Annotated in this window: 12 protein-coding genes, 1 pseudogene and 1 riboswitch; all 13 genes and pseudogenes read right to left on the reverse strand. The window is 29.7% G+C overall.

Going from position 1 to position 25546, the window contains the following annotated elements; genetic code table 11:
- Positions 1-106: 106 nt before the first annotated feature.
- The 13 genes and pseudogenes from secA to KGF36_RS06605 all read right to left on the reverse strand — a co-directional run bounded on the left by secA (position 107) and on the right by KGF36_RS06605 (position 25543).
- Positions 107-2452 (reverse strand): preprotein translocase subunit SecA, encoded by a 2346-nt coding sequence (secA, locus tag KGF36_RS06545; RefSeq protein ID WP_227854630.1) that lies wholly within the window; start codon positions 2450-2452, stop codon positions 107-109.
- 252 nt (positions 2453-2704) lie between these two features.
- Positions 2705-5002 (reverse strand): S-layer protein SlpA, encoded by a 2298-nt coding sequence (slpA, locus tag KGF36_RS06550; protein WP_227854631.1) that lies wholly within the window; start codon positions 5000-5002, stop codon positions 2705-2707.
- 245 nt (positions 5003-5247) lie between these two features.
- On the reverse strand, positions 5248-6846 hold the full coding sequence (locus KGF36_RS06555; RefSeq protein ID WP_227854632.1) for a cell wall-binding repeat-containing protein: 1599 nt from the start codon (positions 6844-6846) through the stop codon (positions 5248-5250).
- 218 nt (positions 6847-7064) lie between these two features.
- Positions 7065-8666, reverse strand: a complete 1602-nt coding sequence (locus KGF36_RS06560; protein WP_227854633.1) for a cell wall-binding repeat-containing protein — start codon at positions 8664-8666, stop codon at positions 7065-7067.
- A gap of 347 nt (positions 8667-9013) precedes the next feature.
- Positions 9014-10894, reverse strand: coding sequence for a cell wall-binding repeat-containing protein (locus KGF36_RS06565; protein ID WP_227854634.1), 1881 nt, complete (start codon positions 10892-10894; stop codon positions 9014-9016).
- 223 nt (positions 10895-11117) lie between these two features.
- Positions 11118-17072: a M60 family metallopeptidase gene (locus KGF36_RS06570; protein WP_227854635.1), complete on the reverse strand. Its 5955-nt coding sequence runs from the start codon at positions 17070-17072 to the stop codon at positions 11118-11120.
- A gap of 122 nt (positions 17073-17194) precedes the next feature.
- Positions 17195-17280, reverse strand: a riboswitch (cyclic di-GMP riboswitch).
- 174 nt (positions 17281-17454) lie between these two features.
- A complete protein-coding gene (locus KGF36_RS06575; RefSeq protein ID WP_227854636.1) occupies positions 17455-18858 on the reverse strand; it encodes a cell wall-binding protein Cwp9 in 1404 nt (467 codons plus the stop codon).
- 511 nt (positions 18859-19369) lie between these two features.
- A pseudogene (locus tag KGF36_RS06580) lies at positions 19370-19576 on the reverse strand (cell wall-binding repeat-containing protein); the annotation flags it as partial.
- A 272-nt stretch (positions 19577-19848) separates the two neighbouring features.
- On the reverse strand, positions 19849-20331 hold the full coding sequence (locus KGF36_RS06585) for a PTS glucose transporter subunit IIA (RefSeq protein WP_227854637.1): 483 nt from the start codon (positions 20329-20331) through the stop codon (positions 19849-19851).
- Positions 20332-20359: 28 nt separating this feature from the next.
- Complete coding sequence (treC, locus tag KGF36_RS06590) at positions 20360-22012, reverse strand: alpha,alpha-phosphotrehalase (protein WP_227827570.1); 1653 nt, start codon at positions 22010-22012, stop codon at positions 20360-20362.
- 32 nt (positions 22013-22044) lie between these two features.
- Complete coding sequence (locus KGF36_RS06595) at positions 22045-22827, reverse strand: sulfite exporter TauE/SafE family protein (protein ID WP_227827571.1); 783 nt, start codon at positions 22825-22827, stop codon at positions 22045-22047.
- 23 nt (positions 22828-22850) lie between these two features.
- Complete coding sequence (locus tag KGF36_RS06600; protein WP_227827572.1) at positions 22851-23942, reverse strand: radical SAM/SPASM domain-containing protein; 1092 nt, start codon at positions 23940-23942, stop codon at positions 22851-22853.
- A 137-nt stretch (positions 23943-24079) separates the two neighbouring features.
- The gene (locus tag KGF36_RS06605; RefSeq protein ID WP_227827573.1) at positions 24080-25543 is read right to left on the reverse strand and encodes a sulfatase; all 1464 of its coding nucleotides are present in this window, start codon (positions 25541-25543) and stop codon (positions 24080-24082) included.
- Between the last annotated feature and the right edge of the window lie 3 nt (positions 25544-25546).

The following is a 25546-nucleotide window of genomic DNA, read 5'->3' on the forward strand; positions in this document are numbered from 1 at the left end:
ATTTTCAGCTTCTTTTTCATTTACACACATTTAATTGTAATTACAATATAAAAAGTCAAAATATATTATTCTTTTTTTTATTTAATGAAAATTAAATGAATATTTTTTAGTTAAATTTATATAGGTATTGTACTGTTGCTTCCCTTATATTTTTATTTAATGCTTCAAACATGTCATATCCTTCTAAAGCATATTCTTTAAACGGATCTTTTTGGGCGTAAGATTTTAGACCTATATACTGTCTTAACTGTTCCATAGCATCTATATGTTCTATCCAATATTGATCAACTACTTTTAAAAGCACTGTTCTTTCCTTCTCTCTAACCTTATCAATACCAATCATTATTTTTTTCAAATCATATACTCTCTTTGAAATTTCATAAGTACTATCAACTATTTCTTGGACACTTTTCTTATCTACGCTAGGAATTAATAATGTATCTGCTGGCATAAATGTTGCATATAGGTGTTTAAAATATCCATAGTAATCTCTTTTTCTTCCAACCAAATAAACTTCTCCTGCTTTTTCTATTATGTCCTTAACCATTTTTTGAATGTCTTCCTGTATATCCTCATCATTTAATACTTTATTTCTTTCATTATATATAACTTTTCTTTGTTCATTAATAGTATCATCATATTTAAGGACATTTTTCCTTATTTCAAAGTTTTTACCTTCTACACCTTTTTGAGCTCTTTCTATAGCTCTTGTAAGTGCTTTGCTTTCAATAGCTATATTTTCCTTTGAACTTGTTCTCTTCATAAGCTTCTCGATAGTTTTCCCACCATAAAGTTTTATTACATCATCTTCAAGACTTACAAAAAATCTTGATGTTCCAGGGTCTCCTTGACGACCAGAACGTCCTCTAAGCTGATTATCAATTCTTCTTGATTCATGTCTTTCTGTACCAATAACATAAAGACCACCCAAATTTTTAACTTGTTGTTCTTCTTCTTTATCTCCTGCACCTAGAGAGATATCTGTACCTCTACCTGCCATATTTGTAGCAATAGTTATAGCATTTAATTTTCCAGCTTTAGAAATTATTTCTGCTTCTTTATCATGTTGCTTTGCATTTAAAACTTGGTGCTTAATACCTTGTTTCTTAAGCATTTTAGATAACTTTTCAGACTTTTCAACAGAAACTGTTCCTACAAGTATTGGCTGTCTAGTTTTATGTATCCTTATTATTTCTTCTACAACAGCATTATACTTTTCTTCTTCTGTCTTAAACACCTTATCATGTAAATCTCCTCTAATAACGGGTTTATTAGTTGGTATTTGGACAACATTTAGCTTATAAATTGACTCAAATTCACCTTCTTCTGTCTTTGCAGTACCAGTCATACCAGAAAGTTTTCCATATAGTCTAAAGAAATTTTGATAGGTAACAGTAGCCATAGTTTTAGATTCATTATTTATCTTAACACCTTCTTTAGCTTCTATAGCTTGGTGAAGTCCATCTGTATACCTTCTTCCATCCATTACTCTTCCTGTAAATTCGTCAACTATCATTACTTCTCCATTTGAAATAACATAATCAACATCTTTTTCCATAAGTTTGTATCCTCTTAAAGCCTGATTTATATGATGATATAACTCTATGTTCTTTATATCAGTAAGATTTTCTATACCAAAAAATGACTCAGCTTTAATTATACCACTTTCTGTTAATGCTATAGTTTTATCTTTTCTATCCAATTCAAAATCTTTTTCTTCAATCGTTTTTATAAAGCTATTTGCCAATTCATAAAGTTTTAAATCTTCATCACCATCTCCTGCAATAATAAGAGGAGTTCTAGCTTCATCTATTAATATTGAGTCTACCTCATCTACTATAGCAAAGTTTAATTCTCTTTGTACTTTGTAAGATAAATCAGGCACCATATTGTCTCTTAAATAGTCAAACCCAAATTCACTATTTGTACCATAAGTTATATCACATTTATATTGATCTTTTCTTATATTTGGATCTTGGTTAGCTATAATTACTCCTACTGTCATACCAAGAGATTCATAAACTGGTTGCATAAGCTCTTTATCACGTTCTGCTAGGTAATCATTTACTGTAATTACATGTACACCTTTACCTGTAAGAGCATTTAAGTATACTGGTGCTACTTCAACTAGTGTTTTACCTTCACCAGTTTTCATCTCTGCTATCTTACCTTGATGTATTACTATACCACCAATTAGCTGTACTCTATATTGACGCATTCCTAATTTTCTTTTTGATACTTCTCTTACCACAGCAAATGCTTCTGGAAGTATATCATCTAAAGTTTCACCTTTTTTTAGTCTATCCTTAAATATTGATGTCATATTTTTTAATTCTTCATCTGATAAATTTTTCATACTCTCTTCTAGTGCATCTATTTTATCTACTATAGCATTCAATTTCTTTATTTCCTGTTCATCTGCTTTGTCAAGTATTGCATCTATAAATGACATATAATAACCTCCTTTTCTATTGTCCAATTACTATTATACATTAAAAAAGCATAATAGTAGACAATTATTTTAATTTATAGTATAATGATTTTACTTAAATAATTATACATCTTTTTATTTGAGTATTTCTCACATGAAAAAGAGGCTAACACTAGCCTCTTTTTCATTTTATATTCTTTTTTTATTTTAAAAAGCTTCCTAATAACTAGGAAGCTTTTTATTTAATTTAAATTTATTATATTTTATCTAATCTTATAAATCTAATAAATCTTTTATCTTATTGATAACTGAATCAGCAATTCCTCCACCAACTCTAACTATAGTATTATTAGCAGTAGATGAATCATCAACAACCTTACTTATTGCTACATGTTGATCAGAAGATAAATTATCAGTAGCTAATACTATTGGTGCTGGATTAGCTGTACTATCATCTGTTGAACCATAATTTCCTGCTACAGCTGCTGCTGCTAAAGCATCTACTAATTGATCTTCTTTAGTAGATCCATCTTTAGCTACAAAGAAATTATTAGTAGCTTTTCTTGACTCACCTTTAGTACCAAAGTATTCTTTTATAACTTCAGCATTAGTAGCTTGTCTATCATCTCCACTTACTCTAGTTGAAGACTTACCTATAGCATCTTCTACATCTTTCTTAACTTTTGTAGATACAGAATTTTCTCCACCTATTATATCTACATTCTTAGCAGAATCTATAAAATCTTTTGCATCTTTAGATAAAGTATCAGCTTTTCCATCTACTACAACTATTGGTCTAGCTTCTCCATCTTCATCTAATTGAGATGCTACTGGAGCAACACTCATTGCATCTGCCAATCCAGTTCCTCCAACAACAAATGCTTTATCTCTATCTAAATCTACTTCATCAGCTATTGCTAAAGAAGTAGAATATCTATCTTCTCCTGATAGTCTTTCAACTTTAACACCCATATCTTTTAATGTTTGCTCAACATCTTTAGATATAGATTTTTCTCCACCAACTAAATAAACTTTCTTTTTAGAATTTATAGTAGAAGAAGTACTTAAATTCATAACTCTCTTAATTTCATTCTTAACATTATTATCTAACTTATCAGATGAAGTTAATAATAATGGTGCTTTCTTCTCAGCAGCTAAAGGAGATGCAACTAATCCATCAACTATAGCAGTAGATCCAACTAATACAACATTATCTCTCTCCTTAGTATAAAGAGGCTTATCATCTGCATTAGTATTGAAATAATATGTTCTACTTAACTCTATAGCTGTTTCAATTCTATCATCACCAGATATACTTGTTATATCAGAGAAAGTTTTATTATAATCTTTGAAATCTTCTATTCCATCTACAAAATCATCTTCATCAGTTGATTCTATTACTAATTTAAGAGGAGTATCACCATCAGCTAAACCACCAGCAAACTCATCTTTATTTATTTTTCCATAAGAAGAAAATCCTTGTAATCTTTTACCTGTTGCATAGAATACCGCTTTATAAGTACCATCAACATCATATTTACTTCCATCAAGATCATCTGATTTATTTAATGACTCTACATCATTGTATATTTGTTGAACTTCAGTAGGATTGAATTCATATTTTTGTGTTATTGCCTTTAATGCATCATTATCTGTTGCTTTTATAGTTTTTTCATCAGCAGTTACAACTCTAACTTTTACTGTAGCTCCTAATTCACCAGTAATAGTATCTTTAGCTCCTGATTTTTCAAATCCAGCTATTTTTCCATCAACATCAAGAGTAGGCTTACTAAAGTCTAAATCCTCATCTTTTGCACTAACAACTATATCTTTTGTTGAAACTTGAGTCGTTCCATCTTCTTTAAGCAAAGCATTTGCAGTAGTTGCACTAGCTACTGGTACTGCTTTTATAGTAAGCTTTGTTGTATCACCAGTTCCAGTTATTGTTGATTGTGCAACATCAAAGTTAGCTTTAAAAGCTGCTTTTGCTGCATCATCATCAGCTGGTTCAGCAGCAGAAGAACCTGAATAAACTTTAGTCACACCTATAGCAGCAAGAGAATCTTTTGTTACTTTTCCAAGCACACTTGTTGCTAAATCATTCTTTAATCTTAAAAGATCTGTTTCACTATATACTTTTGTTGTATCTGTATCAGCTTTTTTTGTATTTGTAATTTCAAAATCTACATATTCATCTGTGTCTAAACCTTTTAATGTAGTTTCAACATAATCTGTATCAACTACAGTATTATCTATAACATATGATAGTGGTATTTTAACTTCATCTCCACCTGATGACTTAACTTTTTTCTTTATCATTGTTATTTTATTAAGTGTTCCAGCATCCATAGCTTCTTGAATTTTTTGTGTACTATCATAAGCACCAGTCTCATCTTTAGATATGATTGCATTATTTGCTTTTACTAAATCTTTAACCTCATCATAGACATCCTTGTACTTATCCTTTACTATTGTGTACTCTTTAACAGTTGTTGAATCTGCAAACACTGGAGCTGCTGCTGAAACAACTGTTATAGCTGACATAGCTAACGCTAAATTTTTCTTATTCATTTCTTAAATTCCTCCCAACATTATATTAATTACATCTCTTTTATGTACATTAAATTTCCATGTTCATATATTCCAAATATTTCTCACATTTCTATCTTAAACTATATAAAATATATTTTCAATATTTTATGCAATTTTTTTTGATTTTTTTTCCAACATTTTTCGCTATTTTTATTTTTTATATTTTTTTTTAAAATTTAATTTTATTTTTATTCATCTTTAAAGTATTTAATTTTATTTTTTAATTAACTATTTAGAAATTCTATCGTTGAATGAACCTCACCTTGTTCAGAAACAAACATACCAAATCCAAAACTGTAAAACTCTTCACTCAACATGTTAACATTATATTTTGGTGACTTCTTCCATAAATCAAAAATAGACTCAGCCATTTCTTTTGCATCTTTAGAAGTATAAACAGACTTAACATTCATAGGTAAATATGCAATATTTTCACCACTTCTTGCTCCAAATCCAAAAAACACTTCAGCTGCATTTTTTCCGTCAATCTCATGTGCAAATATCTTCTTCTCATCCATATACTTAGACCATGCATTTGCCATTCCAGCTAAAGAATCTAATTCCCTTAAAGGCTTCTTACCTTTTTCTTTTCTATATGAATTAACCAAATTGTACATCTCATTAGAAACCATAGCCTTAAACTCATAACTATTCGGGTCTTTTGTACTTGTATTTACAATTACCTTAACATTTACACTAATCTCACACTTCTGACCAAAATTATCAAAAGTACTTATTTTTAAAACATATGTGCCTGCCTTACTGGTATCTACATTTCCTTCAATATTAGCCTTTAAATCATTTCCATAATAATCAGTAGCAACTATATTCAACATACTATTATCAAACTTATCCCCTACAGAAATCTCAACATCATTAGCAGTTATCGTAGGCAAAGTATTTTTATCAGATGCAGAACTAACACATTGGTCAACAACCTTCCTATCCATTCCACCTAAAGAAGTAACTTCATCAGCACCTCTAAGTACACTCTTATCACTTCCATCATTAACAAGAACTATAGGCTTGTCCTTAGCTAGTGGAGAACCAGCCACAGCATCAACTAACTTATATCCTTGGGATATATAAAACTTCTTTGTTCCCTTATAAAAGCGTTGTATAACTTTCTTATTAGTCTCAAATCTATCCTTACCAGCAATTCTAACAGAATTAGTCTTACTTACAAGTTCATTACTCATTATCTCTTCTGACCCAAGAGAATAACATTGAACATCATCAACCTTAAATGGTATGCTCTTTCCATTAGTAAGTATTACAGGCACTCCATCTCTAGCTGCAACAGAAGATACACTCATTGCATCAGCCTCACCTGTATATCCATTTACAAGAAATACTTTATCACCTTTATTTACTGGCTTAATAGTAGAAATCTCTTTTACTATAAGATAACTAGTCTTTATTCTATCTTCTCCACCAATTCTCTTAACCTCAATACCCTTATTCTTAAGTTGATTTTCTACAGATTTACCTATAGTATCCTCTGTACCTATAACATAAGCATTCTTAACATCCTTTAATCTTTTTTCAACATCAGATGGTATCTTATCTTTTTGTACCAACATTATAGGTGCTTTTGCAACTCCTGATAATCCACTTGCACTTAATCCATCTACTATAGAATTATCAGTATTTACTAATATGACTGTGTCATATATTTGTTTATCTGCTATCAATGCAGAAGTCTCATATCTATCTTTCCCTTGTATCTTCTCTATACTTGAAAGTGCATTGATATTTATTGCCCCTGCCATTATTAATGATACTGTCAATCCTATTGATAATATTCTCTTATTTACCTTCATAAAACTCCTCCTACCAATCTTTTAATAATTCAACTCATTATAAATTACATCCTCAGTAGTTATTCCCTTAAAATTTATAAATGTCTAAAATAAAAAACATCTAAAATACCATAATCTATAAAGCAATAACAAAATAGACTACAAAAAGTACTTTAGATGTGATTTTAAATTTTATGATACCAGTAAATTAATAAAAAAACAAGATTTATGGTAGTTTTTTACAAACTACCTTCGTTACCATTTAAAAATTCTTGAGTAGCATGTACCTGACCATCAGATAATATATAAAGTCCAAATCCAGTACTAGAAAAATCATCACTAAGCATATTTGCATTGTATTCAGGTGACTTTTTCCAAACTTCAAATATAGTCTTTGCCATATCTTTAGCGTCTTGAGTCGTTTGGACATTCTTAGAATTAATATAAATATATGCTATATTTTCCTCGCTTCTCATTCCAAACTCAGAAAATACTTGTGGAGCATTTTTACCATCTATATAATGTGCAAAAACTTTTTTATCCATCATATACTTAGACCATGCACTTGCCATTCCTTCTAGCCTACTAGATACTACTAAAGGTTCTTTACCTTTTTCTTTTCTATAAGAATTAATTAAGTTATACATTTCAGTAGACACCATCTTTTTAAATTCTAGACTATTATAATCATGAGTTTTATCATCTAGCACTTTTATTTCTATTCTTTTTTCTGTACTTTTTCCCCATTCATCTGTAGCCTTTAGTGTCAATATATATGTACCTACTCTATTTGTATCTATAAATCCATCAATTTCTATTGGTAAAACCTTCCCAGTGTTATCTTTAGCTACTATATTCAATTTACTACTATCAAATTTTTCACCTTTATATATCTCTGTAACTCCTATTGTAATTGTTGGATGTTGTCCATTTGACTTTGATGCGCTTATACATTGTTCTATTACCTTGTCACTTAACTCACCTATAGAAGTTATATGTTTAGCTCCTTCTAACACAACTTTGCTACTACCATCATTTACTAATACCATCGGAAAATCTTTAGTTAATGGTGCAGCTGCTATAGCATCTACTAATTGATAGCCATCTGATACATAGAATACATCTGAATTTTTATAAAAGTAGTCTATTACCTTCTTGTTAGTTTCAAATCGGTCAGTTCCTTCTATTCTTACTGAGTTTGTATTCTTAACTATAGCACTACTCATTATTTCTTCTGAGCCTATACAATATGATTGTATACTTTTAACATTAAAAGGCACACTCTTCCCATCTGTAAGTATGATTGGAACTCCATCTCTAGTAGCTACTGATGATACACTCATTGCATCTGCTTCTCCACTGTAGGCATTAGTTAATAGTACCTTATCCACTTTTTTTATAGTTGCTATTTCTTTAGCTATTAGATAACTTGTTTTTAGTCTATCTTCTCCACCAATTCTCTTGACTTCTATATTTTTAGAATTTAATTCTTTTTCTACTGATTTACTTATAGTATCTTCTGTACCTATTATGTATGCTTTTTTGATATTTTTTAAACATCTATTTGTATCTGTTGGTATCTTGTTTTTTTGTGTAAATAATATTGGTGCTTTTTTGGCACCTGACAACCCGCTTGCACTTAATCCATCTGCAAGCGATTTTTCTGTATTCACTAAAATTACTGTTTCATAAGTTTGTCTATCAGCTATCTTTGCTGCTGTTTCATATCTATCTTTACCATATATTTTTTCTACTGATGATGATGCATTTACATTTTTAAAGCTCACCAATATTAATGATACTGCTAGGCCTAATGATAATATTTTTTTGTTCATTTTCATATCCCCCTGATGATTTTTATATTTTATATTTATAAAAGAAGTACTGTTTCTTTATTTTTCCTTTATTTTCTATACATTATAAAGTATATCCTATATAAATATCTTTCGTCTAGATATTAATATCCTATTTCGTCAAAATTTATATAAATTATTTTTAGGTATATTTTTAATATTTTAAGACACAATCTATGTATAAAAACTATTTTATATAATAGTCTGAGGTTAAGATTATACTCTGTTTTAACTAGATTTTTACTAAAATAACTTAAACAAAAAATAAGAATGTACTTTAGGTATATAAATTTATATATCTAAATACATTCTTATTATAGTTATTCTTAATATAGTTATTTTGATTCGATTAGGCTCTTAATCTTATCTACTACTGATGAAGCTATTCCTCCACCCACTTCAAACAACTTAGATGAATTTTTATTTTTTAATGACGATTCTTGTGATTTATCTAACGTATTTGTAGCAAGTACAACTGGTGAATTATTTTTAGCTGCCAATGGTCCAACTGCTAAAGCATCTATAAGCTTATCTTGATTAGCAACCACAACTCCATCCAATTTAGACTGAGAATAGAATTTATCTATTACTTTAGCATTTGTCTCTTGTCTGTTTTGACCTGCTATTCTATTTTTTGATACATCTTTATTTGCTATTTTTCCGACTTGTTCAACAGCCTTGTTAGATATTTTCTCTACTCCACCAATAAAGTATACATTTGACACCTTGTTTGATTTAATAAATTGTTCTGCTTCATTATCTACACCATCTTTTTGTGTAAGTACTATTGGAGTTTTTTCCTTACCAGCTAATGATGCTATTGATAATGAATCTGCTTCTCCATTTCCTGCCCCTATATACAACTTGCTTACATTATTTGTCTTATCAATTTCTTTTGCTATATTAATAGAAGTTTGATACCTTGTATCTCCACCTATTCTTTGTACTGATATTTTTGAATTTACGCTTTTAATAGCTTCAACAACTGAATTTGGCATTGAGTTATTTCCACCTATTACAATTACTTTTGATGGATTTAATCTTTTTAGTTCCTCTATAGTTTTTTGAGGAAGTTTATCATTTGAGGATAAAAGAATTGGTGAGTTTTTTACACTAGCAAGTGGTGTAGCTGTAAGTCCATCCACCATACTTCTATCTTCTCCATTTACTATTACAACTGTATCTGCATTTGTCCAACCACTTTGAGATATTTTAACAGCAGTCTCAAATCTGTCAGCACCTTTTAATTTTTTTACTGTAACATTAGATGTAGAGTCACTTGAACTCCCACCTCCAGAGCCTCCTCCAGATGAGCCACCTGAATTACTTCCACCACCATTATTTTCACCACCAGAATTATCTGGTGGTAATTCATCTGGTTTAGCTAACTCATTTTCAACTACATACTCTAAACTTTTAGGAAGTGTAACTTCAACATACTTACTTATTGTAGCCTTTCTTCCTTTACTTGATTTTTGTGATAATCCAAGCTTCAATATTATATTTGAACCACTTTCTTCGGTTTCTTTACTAACAACAGAATAGTTTATTCTAATATTATTTAATAAATATTCAAGTGATTCACTTTTCTCAACCTTATATTTTTCAGGGTCGTTTTTACTAGAGCCAGTTCCTCCTATTGGTTTTATTTCATCCTCATTGATAAGAGTGAAGTTTAAACTTTCACTAGAATCTACACTTTCATAATCAACTGTTTTATTGTTATAAGTTACAATTTTTAAAGCTGGCTTAGAACGTTCTCCATTACCCAATATTTTATACTTAGCACTTGAATTACTTCCAGATTTTTTTACAGATATTCTACCTATATTTAATGTATTTCCATCTAACAAATCTTCATTTGATGTAACATATATATCTAATGTTGTTGTATTACTTGCTTTATCATATGTTGAAACACAATTAGCATTTGCATTTCCACTTTTTATCTGAGCGTCTATATTATCAGCCCACTTAATCTTTTGTCCTTGCTCATTATCTGCTACTTCCACTTCACCTTGTACTTTTATACTTGCTTGAAATGAATATACTATATTTTCTACTGAATCCACAGATATATCTATAGTATTTACTTTTTCATATGTTTTTGCCCCTTGTAATACTGGAGCTGCATATGCACATGTAGCACTACCAGTTATAGCTACTGCCATAGTCGACACTGCCAAAGTTCTTATAAGAGATTTTCCTTTACTCATAACACCCTTCCTTATCTACCATTAGCTAGGTGCATACAATCAAATATCCACCCAGACTTATTTATTTGATTTATAGACTATCTTAATTTTATATCTACATCCATGTACTATATTTACTTCATATTTAATATTTAATTTTTTATTCTTTAGAATTTTTAATAGCTATTAACATTGACTATTAAATACCATAAGTATCATTTTATTATATTTAAATTTCTATTAACTATTTGTCTCTAACAATATTACCTTTTACTTTATTATTTATAGATATAATCTTCTTGTTACTTACATCAATAACATTTCTTGTAGCTTTTCTAGCTTTACTATTACTATCAGTAAGACTTATAGTCTTTAACTCATCATAATTTTTAGCTTCCACAGGTACATACATTGTATCACTTACAAATCTTTGACCTACTGGAGTATCTCCTTGAAGTTCATTATATCTATATAATTCAGCCTTAACCTTATCACTTAAAGAATCAAAGCTTTCTTTTGGCATATAGTAAACCCATGTACCTTTACTTATTTCACCTAATTCACCTTTTTCTGGTATCTCTGCAAATAAGAGTGCTTCTCCAGATATAGTTTTATTGTTTTTATCTATAAGTAATGGTAAATTAAATGCTGGATTTCCACTGTATTCTCCTGTAATTACTATTGAACCATCTGGAATCTTAGCTTCTTCATTTTCACTTGTATTAGGGTCATCACTTTGATATACATAATCTTCTACTAGTTTTCCAATTCCATTAGTACGAGTTTGGTCTACACTATTTACTGTTCCAATCTCTATATTGTCACCTGGAGGCCCAATTATATCCAACTCTGCAACTTCTATATTAGACTTATTGTTTGATATTAGTTTTACATATCTAGCTTGGTATATCCAAAGTTTACCATCTTTATTAAATGTAACTCTAGCTTCATTATCTTGGTCTTTTCCTCCACCAACTAAGTCTTGTCCATATTCAAAAGTTCCTTGGCTAACATCTTCCCAATTCTTTTTATCATTACTTACTTGTATCTTGTAATTAGTTAAAGGGTTGTATGTTGTACTAGTATCTTTTCTAAGGTTGAATAATCCTTTTAATGAGAACTTTCTAGCTTCAGTTTTTGGCTTTGTATATTTTAACCCTACTATAGGCAATGTCTCTTTCATGTCTACTATTATATATGGATTTTCTTCTACATTTATATCTGGGTCTTTTTGTGGGTCTTTGTTCCACTCAGCTTTACTAATTCTCTTTCCTTTATATGTTGTACTTGCATCATTATCCTTTATATTATCAATTTCTGGATTTTGTAATGGTCCATGTGAGTCATTTTCAGTTCTAACATCACCATCAGAAACAGTGTTTGTTATAAATGACCATGCTGACTTGTTTATTTTTCCTTCATCTGATAATTTTACAGTACCAACTTCAAACTCATCTGTTGGATTTAGATGATAATCGTACGCAACTACTTTATATGTAAATGCTCTATTATTAAGAGGAGATATATTATCAGTAAATTTAGCTTGACTATTTCCTTTTGCATCCACAAATCCTACTGTTCTGTATTTTACTTGAGTTCCATTCTCACCATCTAAATAGTTTCCATCACTTCTTATTATCTCATATCCTAATATCTTATCTTTGTCTTTATCAACATCTAGGTCTATAGATATTTTATTAGATTTAACTAGAGAACCACTTTGTACTCCATCAGCAAAGCCAGCACTTACTTTAGTATCTTCTGCCATACTTACTATATTTTCATTTAAAATCTTTCTTCTAGCTTCATCATTTATATATTGTATCTTTCTAGTCTCTTTTTCGTACTTTTTACTATCCATTATACTGTTTAGCTCTGGTGTAATTTCTACTCCCCATGCCTTAAAGTAATCTCTTAAATCTTTTTCAACAACACTTGATGCCATTGCCACTAACATTTGGTCTTTTGGTAAGTTGTTTATTGGGTCACCACTTGAAAGTGCTCTGTATTTTCTTGAAATTTTAGCATAGAATGTGTCATTGCTTAAATCAGCATCTGAGTTATTCTTTAACATTGAACCAGTAAAGTCATTGTCATAAGCTAAATGTAATTGCCACAACATTCCAAGTCTCTCAAATACATTACTCGGTATACCTAAACTGTTTGAAGTTACATGTTCATATATCTTGTCCATTGTTGAACCTTCAAGTCTTGAATGTGTCTTATCATCAAATGTTTGAGCAAGTAAAGCAAGTACATTATTACTAGTTTCGCTATATGTCATCTTACCAATGTCTGTAACATGTCCTATCTCATGACCTATTCCCCATCCAAATAAACTTCCTCCTGTAGCTTTTCCACTAGCATCTATTTGGAAAGGTACTCCATTCATAAGCCCTGGAACTGAACCATACTCTACTCCTACATGTAAACCAGAAGCATACATAAATGCTCCAATAAACATTCTTTGATATTTTATGTTCATACGAGATTTAGGAGCCATATCATTTTTAGTTATGTCAAATTCATTGTCATCTACAGTTCCATTACCATCTAAGTCTTGTGTCTTAAATACTCCTCTTTCAGAATATATTAAATCCATCATCTGTTCCCATGCAAGCATACTATTGTATAATCTATCTACTTGTGTATTTAAATCAGAATTTCCTTTTGATATTCCTTGATATACAGCTGTTGCTGGAACATTTAGTGTAACTTTATCACTTTCAATATCTGTAGTGTTTAATACACCAGTTGTTTCTGAATATCCATATGAATTACCAATATTCGTTCCTGGATAATATGGTTCTCCCTTTATATCATTCTTATATTTAGTTAATTCTTCTATATAGGCTCTTATCTTTTTCTTAGATTCAGAAACTCCTTCAGGACTCTTATCATTTATCATTCCATTTAAGTTAAGATGTGGTATCTTAGTAGCCCCTGCTACACGTACCTTTATATCTCCACCACTTTGAGTATCATAAGGGTATCTTATGTACAAGCTTCCTCCACACTCTACATCTAAACTATGAAGCTTACTTAACTGAATTACATTTTTACCAGTGTTAAGATTTATTTCTCCACTCTTATATGCACCAGACTCTCCATAGTATTGTGTATATATTAGTTTAGGAGTTCTACCACTTTTACTTCCAACATATATCGTGATTTCATCTCCAGCTCTAGCAGCTACACCCAATGCCTGCCAGTCATTTCCCATACCTAGATTATTAGACTTAACAGTATAGTTTCCGCTCTTATCTTTGTATTTTCCTGAAACATTTATATCTTGATTTACAGTTGTTATATCAGTAAGTGTAGCTCTATCATTATATAAGTCTTGTGCTAGCTTTAATTCTCTATCAATAATTGTCTTATATGGATGATATTCTCCACTAGCTTTATCTGGAGTATTAAGTCTATCTTTTAATTCAGTTATTTTTTCTTGAGTTACATCTTCTTTTAATTCAACTTGTAGGTCATCCATAAATAGATTTCTTACATCATCTTCTATACTGTCATATTCATATAACTTAAGCTCTGATATATTAGACTTATATGAATATGATGAACAAACACTAACTTGTATTTTAGTAGCATTTATTGGTTCCTTTAATCTTACCATTACATATCTATTATTATTTACAGGGTCTGTCTTTGTTTCAAAAGGTACATCTCCCAGGTTATGTAATTGACCATTTTCATCCCAGTATTGTATTTCAAAGTCATTAATTGTCTTATCAGAAACATCAAAACGAGGTGTAGCCATAAAAGTATCCATAGTATAAGCTTTATCGAAAGTTATGATTGGTCCTCTATTCGTTCCTTCAGCTGCATTATATCTTGGGAATGTCCAGTGTGTTGTAAAGTCTCCATCTACTATATTAAATTTATTAAATGGATTTTTATCACTATATTCACTTTTGTCATATCCAGCTGGATAAGTAACATCTACTATATGATTTGTTGGTATTCCAGAACCTGCATCTAACTTAGGAGTATTAATTAGTCTATAGTTAGGTGTTGTTGGAGCATCCACACTTTCAGTTGTTCCTATATATGTTTTAGACATTCCACTAGTGCCTAAATGATTAGTAGCTGTCATTCTAACTTCATATGTTGTATTATCCTTAAGCCCTTCTATTTTTAAACTTGTTCCACGAATAAGTTTGTCATTATATTTTGTCCAAGAACCATTAGAATTTTTTTCTCTATAATATAAATCAAAGTCTTTAGCTTGTTTATGATTTTTCCAACTTACATCAAGAGCCTTAAATCTACCTTTGACATTTATACCTTCTGGTGGTTCTGGCTTTGTATCTGGAACAACTTGAAATTCTATTATACTATCTGGACTAAATTGTATAGGCTTATAGTTTGAGTCTACATTTTCTGGAACTCCATCCAAGTTTTCTGCTGTTGCATCTTTGTATCCACTACTCCAATCTCCATTTAAAGACTGTATGCTAACTCTATATAATCCATATGCTTGTATATCTCTAACATCTATAGTATTTTTACTAGTTTGTAATTTTTTAGTCGATAATACTTTTCCTTTACTGTCAATCGTATCTAATGTAAGTTCGTATGCAGATACGTTTGCTTCGTTATTCCAATAAAAAGATACCTTTTCATTTCCAACAGCAGTACTAGTAGATATTTTATTGATTTTAGGTATATTCATATCTGGTTTTGGTATTTCTTTATATACATTATTTAAAAATTCAACTTTAGATATTTCTGCAAGATTTCTATCATTTGCTGTTGTAGCTGTTATTTTTATTGTTATCTTTTTTACTGCTACTTGTTTACCAAGATTTATTACTATATCGCTATCTTGAACTTCTGCATATGTTTCTACTGCTGACCTACCGTATGTAGATGTTGTAGAACTATCATCTTTGCTGATATTGTCTTCTTGTTTTGATGTATCTTTGTCTGAATCAGACTTATCTGTTGATGAATTTTCTTTATCATTATTTTCTTTATCGTTATTTTCTTTATCAGTTGTATTTGAAGTTGAATCTTCTTTATCATTTTTTTCTTCTTGATTACTGTCTAAGTTATTATTATCAGGCTGCTCTATATTTTCATCTTTATTACTTGTTTCTTCTTGTTCATTGTTTACTTCTTCTTGCTTCTGTTCCTCTTTCAAAGTTTCCACATATTCTTTATTTTCATAAGGAACCTGTTGAACATTACCATCTTTATCTGTAACTTCAACTATTCCTTTTGCTGGAGCATTCCCTTCAGGTGCTTTTATATTTATGACTTCCATATTAAGTGCTTCTGATAAAGCTATATCCATTACTGCTGGTTTTTCTTCTGATATCTTATCACCTGCATTTGCTGGAGATATTTTAACTCCACTATTCTCTCCACTGAATAAATCCTCTACAGTACCCTGAATATTTGTATCACTGTTTTTTTCTAATGTTACTTTACTTGTATCTACTATAGGATTGGTAGATACTATACTCTCTAGGCTTTTTGCATCTTCACTTTGCCCTAAATTTTTCTGAACATAATCTAGGTCAGCAATATCTACCTTTCCATCTCTATTTAAATCATATTCACTTTTATTTGAATTTATATTTTTCAATACATCCTCATAATCACTCTTATCCACTTTTCCATCATTATTTACATCGCCCATCAAGAATAGTTCATAGTTTAAAGGTTGATTTTTATCATCTACACTTGCTCTATTGCTTAATAAAACTCTTTGTGAATAACTTGATATATCAATGTCTTTAATTTCCTTACTATTAAAGCCTCCTCCAGATACTTCTACATTGTATTTTCCAACAGGTAAATTATTAAATACAATATTATAATATGATATATTCTCATCTTTATTTTTTATTTCACTTCTACTTGCAGATAATTTTTTTATAGTATATTCTATGTTATCTGCCCCAATATTTAATATTCCTGAATCTTTTTCTCCAAGCTTTATTATTCCACTATTATTACTATCATCTTTTAATTCCAATTGTATATTGGTTATACTTTCTGATTCATTATTTTTTATTGGAAGTGAAAAATTTAAATCTACTTCAAGATTCCCCTTTAACTTCTCTGTAACTGATTTTTCAACTGCCCTTAACTTCCCCTCTAATATAGGTTCTGCAAAAACGTTTAGTGGTGCACTACACATTGATACTGCTAGCACACAAGATATTGCTTTTTTCATGAAACAACAATCCTCCCTCAATAAATTTCTAATCTCTCATGAATTTAAATACTATAGTTTCAGACAATAAAAAAAGACACTCAAAGAGAATCTTAATTATAAAATAAAAAGACTTTACTCTTTTTAGCAACTGGCTGATATGGCTTTAAAAGCTTTAATCCCTATAGTTTTGCGTCATTAGATTTCCCTAATTTTGCCATTTAATTTTCACTACTTTCTTACCCATTTTATACCATATTTAAACTTTTTGATACAATTTTTTTCTACTAAATTATAAAAAAATAACATTTATATTATTATATTAATATAAATGTTATTTTCCATTATAATTTTATTATTTATATATTATTTTATCACAACTATCATTTTGTATATATTTTTATTATTCTTTATATCTTCCATAAAACTCATGTGTTGCGTATATATTCTTATCTCCTGTTATGGCTATTCCAAATCCCATTATTTCATATCCTTTATGTAGCATATTGGTACCTTCTTCAGGATTTGTCTTCCACTCATTAAAAATAAAATTTCCTATATCATCTGCATCTCTATTTGTGTAAACAGGTTTATCTGGAATTTTATATTTAATTATATTTTCACCCTGAACTGCAACATATCCAGGCTTAATCGCGCTCCAATCTAAGTACTTTAAAAAAGTAGAATATGAATTTTTCCCATTTATTGTATGAGATAAAGTCTTCTTATTTGCCATTAAATTAGACCAGTCATTTGCTAGTCCCTCTAATCTACTTGCTACAGATAACTCTTTTACTCCATTTTCTTTTCTGTATTGTTTTGTAAGAGCATATACTTTTCCCTTTATTCTGTCCTTAAATGCTCTATCATTTGGATTATAGTATAATCCTTGTTGATTTGGAGAAGCTTGATTTATACACTGTTTGATTATATTCTGATTTATTCCTCCAAGTACTGTAAGTTTGTCTGCTCCACTTAAAATACTTTTATTGCTACCATTTTCCACTAAGACTACAGGAGCATTTTTTGCTATTGTAGAAGCGACTAATGCATCTGTCAATTGTAGACCCTTGCTTAAGTAAAACTCTTTACTGTTTTTATAAAACTCTTGTATAACTCTCTTATTGGTGTCAAACCTATCTGTTCCACCTAGCCTAACGGAATTTGTACTTTTGACCAATTCATCACTTATTATCTCACTAGAACCAAGTGCATAACTCTTTAATCCTGTTGTATCAAATCCTACACTATTTCCATCTGTAAGTATTATAGGTACTCCATCTCTTGCAGCTACTGGCGATGCACTTATCGCATCTGCTTCTCCTGTAACTCCATTAGCTATAATTACTTTATCAATACGCTTCATTTCTTTAATTTTCTCAGCTATTTTTACGCTCGTATCAAATCTATTCTCACCAAATATTCTTTGTACAGCCTTCTTTTTAGAAAGTAATTGATTTTCAATATTTTTACTTATTGTCGATTCTGAACCTATTATATATACAGTGTTTGCTTTGTTCAGTCTTTCCATAGTAGTACTTGGAATTTGATTTTGTTTTGTCATTAAAATAGGCGCATTTAAAGCTCCAGCTAAACCACTCGCACTAAGACCATCTGCCAAGCTATTATCTGAATTAATTAGTATTGCTGTACTATAGCTTTGTTTATCCGCTATTTTTGCCGCTGTTTCATACCTATCATTACCTTTTATTTGCTCAACTGATGTCAACGCATTTACTATAGGAGTATTTACCATTACTAAAGATAGTGTAAGTCCTATAGCTAATATCTTTCTACTATTCTTCATATTATTATTTACCCCCAATATATTTTTCATATTTTTTTATCAATATTTTTGTCTATTCTCAATAAAAAGTTACAGTTTTGTTACCATATTTTATATATAATACCATAGTTATCCATATAACTCAAACACTATAATTAAAGTTTTTATTCTCCATAAATTCAAAACATTATAACTTATTTTATTTAATTAAGTAATAAATTCAAAATAATATATGTTAATAAGGTGTTTAATCATTATAAACAATATCATTTATAATAATTTTTTTATAATATTAATTTTACAGTATTATAATCAAAAAATAAGAAAATAAGGTACCTCAAATCAATTCTAAATGAGATACCTTATTTTTATTATTTTTATTTCATTATTTGTATATATTTTATATTGTAGACATCATATCTTATCTAAGCATCTTGTATAATTTTATATTATAGACATTATATCTTATCTAAACACCTTGTATAATTTTATATTATCTAAACAAGCTTATAACATCAGATCTTATATATTATTAGTTCTTAGTAAATAAGTTTATTTTTTCTGCTATTTTTTCAATAGCATTTTTAGCTATTCCTTCACCTATTTGTACTAACTTAGTAGCATTTTTAAGTCTTAACTCAACTACTTCTTCTTGTGACTTAGAAAGTTCTTCTGTAGTTAATACTATTGGTGCTTTTGAACTAGCTGCAAGTGGTGCTGCTGTCAAGGCATCAATTAATGACATTTGCAGATGAAGATAGAAAAAAATATCTTTATCAGTAGATAATCCTAGAGAGGGTATAACTTAAGTAGAGATTAAAGATACTATGGATTTAGTCGTATCTAAAAATATAATAAGTATGAAATAGTAAACTAAACTGTATGTAAGTTTGTGTAAATAAAACTTACATACAACTTTAACTTATTATAAAAAATTAGGTACTGATTAATATAAATACCTAATCGTTAATTTAAGTATATGATATAATTTGCTAAAATCATACATTATATTTAAACCTCTACAATAATTGATTCATTTATAATTGCATCACAATTAGTGAAATACTTAATATTTTTATAGCTTTCATAATTAGTAATAGCCATGATAACAACATCTTGTAAACCACGTGATTTAATTAAATCTTTATCAAATGATATTAGCTTATCCCCTTTTTTTACTTTATCTCCTTTTTTAACAAAAAGGTCAAATCCTTCACCATTCAAAGAAACTGTCTCAATGCCAACATGAAGCAAAATATCCATACCGTTTGATAATTTCAATCCAACTGCATGCTTACTATCATCCATAGTCAAACTTATTTCACCATTACATGGTGAAACTATTAATCCATCATTAGGATATATAGCTAATCCATCCCCTAAAACTTTAGATGAGAAAACAGGATCATTTACCCCAACTATAGGTATTACTTTACCAGAAACAAATGCATGTATTGATGTCTTACTCCTATTTTTCTTGAAAATTGATAACATATTATTAAGCTCATCTCCCAACATAATATTAATCTTTTTTATATAGAACCATTGATTCATATGGCCTTAACTTCATAGAACTATTTAAAATACTATTACTATAGTTTGACAAAATATTTTTATATTTGTCTAAGTCTTTAACATCTAATACAACTTCGTTTTCTTCACCATAGAAATTATTTATAACAATCAGTGACTCATTTTCAAAAGTTCTTTCATATGCAAATATAGAATCGCTATCCTCTAACAATGGCTTGAAATCTCCATACGCTACTACATCTAGCTCTTTTCTTAAAGTAATCATTTTTTTATAATAATATAAAATCGAATCTTTATCTTTTAAATTTTTATCAACATTAATATCCCTATAATTATCAATTACTTGAATCCATGGAGTTCCACTACTAAATCCAGAATTAGTAGTATCATCCCACTGCACTGGAGTTCTAGAGTTATCCCTTGACCTTTCTTGTAAAATCTTATATATCTCTGCTTCATTAATATCTTTTGACCTTAATATTTCATAATAATTTAAACTTTCTACATCCACATATTGATTTATATCATTAAAATATGCGTTAGTCATACCTATTTCTTCACCCTGATAAACATATGGTGTTCCTCTTAAAAAGTGAATCATTGTTCCTAGCATCTTCGCTGACTCTTTATAATATTGTTTATCATCACCAAATCTGGATATAATACGTGGTTGATCATGGTTACTCCAGAAAACAGCTTGCCATCCATTATTATTTTGCATACCTAGTTGCCACTCATTTAAAAGATTTTTTAGCATCATAAAGTCACAATCTTGTAGATCCCATTTGTTTTGATTCTTATAATCTACTTTAAGATGATGGAAGTTAAAGCACATAGACAACTCTTTTTCATCTGGATTAGAATACTTGATACAGTTATCAATAGATGTAGATGACATCTCCCCTACAGTTAGCATATTTCTCTTTACCATTCCACTTTCTATACACATTTCTTTTAATAATTCATGTACCCTACGTCCATCAGTGTAGAAACGTCTTCCATCACCTTCATAATCATCCTCATATTTTTCAGGTTTAGATATTAGATTTACAACATCAAATCTAAATCCTTTAATTCCTTTATTCATCCAGAATTTTAATACATTAACCAATTCTTTTCTTACAGATGGGTTTTCCCAATTTAAATCTGCCTGTGTTTTGTCAAATAAGTGTAAATAATACTCATCGAATTTTTCAACATATTCCCATGCTGAACCACCAAACTTAGAAATCCAATTTGTAGGAGCCTTATGATCTACACCCTTTTTAAATATATAAAAATCCTTATAATATGGATCACCTTCAAGTGCTTTTTTAAACCATTGATGCTCTGTAGATGTATGGTTAAACACCATATCAAGCATTATTTTTATTTCTCTTTGGTCTGCTTCTTTTATTAAATTTTCTAGATCTTTCATAGTTCCATATGACGGATCTATATTATAATAATCAGCTACATCATATCCATTATCTTTTTGAGGTGATACAAAAAATGGTGTTATCCATACATAATCTACTCCTAAGTTTTTAAGATAATCCAATTTTTCTGTAATCCCATTTAAATCTCCAATACCATTACCATTAGTATCATTAAATGATTTTGGGTATATCTGATATACTGTACTTTTTTTAAAATCTAACATAACTCCCCCTTCTACTGTGCACATATTTATATTTAATAATTAATTTTTACTCCATTTAATACATTTAAAAATATTACAAAAACAACAATATATTGGTAAACTACCAATACTGTATCATCCTTTAAAGTTTTGCTCAGTTTTGCTCCTAGACTTCCACCTAGTATAGCCGCCGGAATTATAAATACTAACAAACTTAAATCATATCTTGCATATCCGACAGATAAACCTATTGAAGCTAACTTAGATAGTTGCGAAAATAATATTATAATTATAGAATATACTGTTGTTTCTTTTATAGGTATCCCAAAGAAAAGCATAATAATCGCAATATTAATTGGACCACCACCGATTCCAAGTAATGTAGATAATAAACCTAAAAACCCACCAACCAACACATACCATTTAATATCTTTAAGCTCTAAAGATTTCCACGATTTTTTAGTATACAAATATGCAAATCCTAAAGATATTATTGTTAATATTATTTGAATTCCCATAACTGTATTTTCTGAACTACATATCTTTAGCAAAGTTTGAAATAATGTATTTCCAATCCCCCCTCCAATTACTGATGCACTAGAAATCGCTATAGTTAACTTATAATTTATATTAATTCCGTTTTTTATTTGCTTAATTGTAGATACAATAGCCATTGTAAAGACAGCCACACTTGAATAAAATGATATTTCTGATAATGAGTGTACGCCAATAGCATCAAATAATGGTTTTATTATGACACCTCCTCCCATGCCAGATACAGCACCTACAGTATTAGCAAAAATAATAACAAAAAAATAAATTAATCCAATATGCAATATATTTCACTTCCTTCTTTGTATTAGATAATACGATTTAGTGAATTTAAGATATATGCTAAAACATCGTTATATCCACAGTATGTATTATCCTTATTTATGTACATAGATTTTTGCATTCTTTTACATCCTCCATTACATAATCTGACATATTCACAATTTTTACAGATTTGCGTGAGTTCTTCTTTATTATTAATAAATTGTTGTGCCTTTTTATTATTGAATATCTCTTTAAGAGAATCTTTAGTTATATCTCCTATCTTATATTCATCTAACACATAAAAATCACATGGATATACCCCACCATCAGCTTCTATAACATACTGTATTTGACACTGTCCCGACATGCCACATGTTCCTGTTCTACCTCTTGTTAATAAATTAGCTATATTATCAATTAGTCCAATACTAATATAATTTCCTTTTTTATATTCTTCTTCCCATAATGGGTATATTTGTTTGTAAAAACTTGAAAATCTTTCAGGTTTTAATGCATGTTTTGACTCATTTGAACAATCTAAATCATTTAGACATGGTATAAATTGAATATATTTAATATTATTATCAATAATAAACGAGAATACTTTTTTAGGATATCTCGCAATATTATTAGTCAAAACACATAATATATTGTAGTCAATAGAATTTTTATCAAACATCTCCTTTGTTTTAATAACTTGATTAAATGTTCCTTTTTGATTAGCATCAACCCTATTTTCATTATGATTATTTGACATGCAATCAATAGATAGTCCCACAATAAATCTATTTTCTTTTAAAAATTGACACCACTCCTCATTAATTAAAGTTCCATTTGTTTGAATAACATATTGAACTTTAACCTTACTATTTTTAGTATTTACATATTCAACAAATAATCTAAAAAAGTCTATCCCAGCAAGAGTTGGTTCGCCTCCTTGAAAGGCGAATGTGATAATGTCATTCTCTTCTAGATCTCTATATACATTATCAATTAATTTTTTCATTGTACTATCATTCATTATTCCATAAGATTTAATTTTTCTTGCATCGCTTACATCAGCATAAAAACAATACTTGCATCTTAAATTGCATAATGATGATGCTGGTTTTATAAGTACTGATAAATGCTTCATATATTGTTCTACCCCCTCTTTTTCATCTATACTAATTTTAATATCATAAAATTTACTATAATTATTAAATTGCCTCTATATTAAATTAACTAAAATAGTTAATCACAATATAAAGGCGATTTATTTATCTACATATGTTACACTAATTCATAAGGATGTCTACGCTTTAATTCTTCTACCGCATCTCCACCACGACCTGTTACCTCTAACCTTTTTATGTATTCTTTTAAATGACCTTTGGCATGATGTGGACCACCTTCTCTTATTACAGTCCACAATGGATCTACTTGATTATCCATTGTCATCATCATTTCATCATGCCAATTACTCAATCTATAAACTGCTTCCTTACAAATCTCCGGATGCTCTTTTGCTATATTGTTAGTTTCATATGGATCTTTTTCTAGATCAAATAACATTTCTTTAGGGAATAGATAATATCCATCATGGTATGTTCTTATGTACATATAGTTCTCAAAACGAACTGCTCTCTGACAAACATGAGCCATTTGCCCTATTATCAATTCATCATGCCCTGTTTCAATATCTTCAAATATACTTGATGCATAACTTTCACCATCCCATATACATGGTTTGTCAACATCTACTATATCAGCTACTGTTGGGCATAAGTCAAGGTTATAGTGAAGACCTTTATCCTCCACACCTTTTCTAGAACCAGGCCATTTAATAATCATTGGAATATTCGTTGTTGCCTTATCAGCAGTAGCATGCTCTGCATAAATAGCAAGTTCTCCTAAATTCTCTCCATGGTCAGCAGTTACTATAATCGCTGTATCCTCATAGATACCATTTTCTTTTAGCTTTTCTATTATTTTACCAACATGATAGTCTGCATAATGAATACCAATGTCATATCCATCAATAAATGTTCTTAAATCCTCAAAGTTTGTTAATTTACCAAGTGCTCTTGGCATTTCTGGCTTTGGATTGTCATGGTAAGAATATAGTTCTTGTGATGTATGGGGCCCAACAGCCTTCATATGTTTCTCTAATAGTTCCTCTGTATAAAAATCTTTTAATGGTTCATTTTCAAAAGGATTTCCATACTCACTAGGTGCTCTATATGGTGTATGTGGATCCCAATAGTTCACATATAAAAACCAGTCATCATCATCTGCATTTCTATCTAACCAAGCTTGTATTGTTGGACTTATTTCTTCTGCTGACGCTCTTCCTCTTCTACCAGTATTGTATATTTCATCAAAACCAGCGTAGAATGACCAAGTTGAATGTCTCTCACCAAATGGGCTTATTAATGCTGTTTTCATTCCTTTTTTCCTAAATATTGCTGGTAAGCATTCTTTAGAAAGTCTGTCTTCCATATCTCTATTAATACCTTCGTATCTGAAATCGGCTGCAACACCGCCATGATTAACTACTCCAGTATGTATGCCAAAACGTCCAGTCATTAAAGCTGTTCTTGATGGTAAACATGGTGCGTCTGAACAGTGATAGTTGCTAAATCTTACACCCTCACTAGCTATTTCATCAATATTCGGTGATGTATTTCTATGATACCCATAGCACCCTAAATGATCTGGTCTTAATGAATCGATATCTATTAATAATACTCTCATGTC

Origin of the sequence: Clostridioides sp. ZZV14-6009 (assembly GCF_020658095.1) — a bacterium.
GTDB lineage: Bacteria > Bacillota > Clostridia > Peptostreptococcales > Peptostreptococcaceae > Clostridioides.